The organism is Micromonospora sp. NPDC003776 (genome assembly GCF_053605645.1).
Genome location: NZ_JBSGJR010000935.1, coordinates 1 through 1,408 on the forward strand (window position 1 = coordinate 1; position 1,408 = coordinate 1,408).

1 protein-coding gene is annotated in these 1,408 nt (G+C 76.0%); it reads right to left on the reverse strand.

Annotation, left to right across the window (positions count from 1 at the left end; genetic code table 11):
* Positions 1–12: 12 nt before the first annotated feature.
* Positions 13–1,260: a phosphatidylserine decarboxylase gene (locus ACWEVO_RS36505; RefSeq protein ID WP_452311946.1), complete on the reverse strand. Its 1,248-nt coding sequence runs from the start codon at positions 1,258–1,260 to the stop codon at positions 13–15.
* Between the last annotated feature and the right edge of the window lie 148 nt (positions 1,261–1,408).

A 1,408-nucleotide genomic window follows, 5' to 3' on the forward strand; every position in this document is an offset into this window, starting at 1 on the left:
TGTCCTGCGGGATCAGACCCAGCGGGCGATCACCGTCGCGCCGCCGACCACCTTGTCGCCCGGGCCGACCAGCGGCTCGGCCGCCGCCACCGGCAGGTAGACGTCGGTCCGCGAGCCGAACCGGATCAGGCCGAACCGCTCGCCCCGGGCCAGCAGCGCGCCGACCGGCGCCCGCTGCACGATCCGCCGGGCGATCAGGCCGGTCCGCTGCGCCACCACCACCGTGCCGTGGTCGGTCTCCAGCACCGTGTACGCCGCCACGTTGTGCTCGGCGTCCGGCTTCATGGCGTTGACGAACCCGCCGTCCGCGACGAAGTAGTCGATCACCTTGCCGGCCACCGGGGCGCGGTTGACGTGCACGTCCAGCACCGAGAGGAAGACCGCGATCCGCAGCCACTCCCCGTCGCCGAAGCGCTCGTCGTGCAGCCGCTGGACCGAGAGGACCTGACCGTCCGCCGCGGCGACCACGGCCGACGGGTCCTCCGGAACGTCCCGCTCCGGGTCCCGGAAGAACGCCGCGACCGGCGCCGCGGCCAGCGCCGGGAGCAACCAGAGCTTCGACTTCGGCCGGGTGACCTTGGCCAGCGCGGCCAGGCCGAGGGTGATGCCGGCCGCCGCGACGCCGTTCGAGTCGATGTGCATGCTCCGGGTCAGCGGCACGCTCGACGGCCGGTACGCCGGGGAGAGCGTGGCCGCCAGGGCCGCGCCGGCCGGGGTGAACCGCAGGTGGTGCACCCGTACCGGTGGGGAGTTGCGCAGCACCAGGTCGGTACGGACGCCGTGCAGCACGCCCTGCCGGTCCAGCTCGGCGCCGGCGCCCTCGGTCCGGAACAGGGGCGCGGCCACGCTGAGCACCGCCCCCTCGGTGAGGTACTTCGAGAGCCCGTCGACGGCCACCCGGGCCTCGTCGGCGGTGCCGGTGAACGGCTCGGCGGCGATGACCACCTCGGCCGCGTCCGCCTCGGCAAGGGTGTCGGCGACCCGTACCCGGTCGGCGACCCAGCGGCCCTGGGCCGTCACGTGCTCGCGGAGCGCCGCCGCGGCGGCACCCTCCGCCGGTACGACGGTGAGCCGGTCACCGGGGAGCAGCGCCTCGATCGCCGCGGCCAGCACCGCGGAGTCCGGGGTCGCGCCGACCAGCAGGCCGGCCTTCGGGTCGTTGCGCCGGGCGAGCTCGGAGACGAGGGTACGGGCGGCGCGCTCGCCGATGCGGACCGGACCGGACGGGCCGGGGGTGCGCACGGCGGGGGACTGGGTCATGTCGGACGGGCTCCTGACGGGGTGACGACGGGGACACGGCGAGACCGCCACGGCGCACCGGCCGGACGGGGCCCGACGACCGGGAGCGCCGGCCGCGGCCACGCTGAGCACCGCCCCCTCGGTGAGGTACTTCGAGAGCCCGTCGACG

Bases quoted from the DNA above. Each gene is read 5' to 3' on its own strand.
- ACWEVO_RS36505 (WP_452311946.1), bottom strand. From the start codon at position 1,260: ATGACCCAGTCCCCCGCCGTGCGCACCCCCGGCCCGTCCGGTCCGGTC.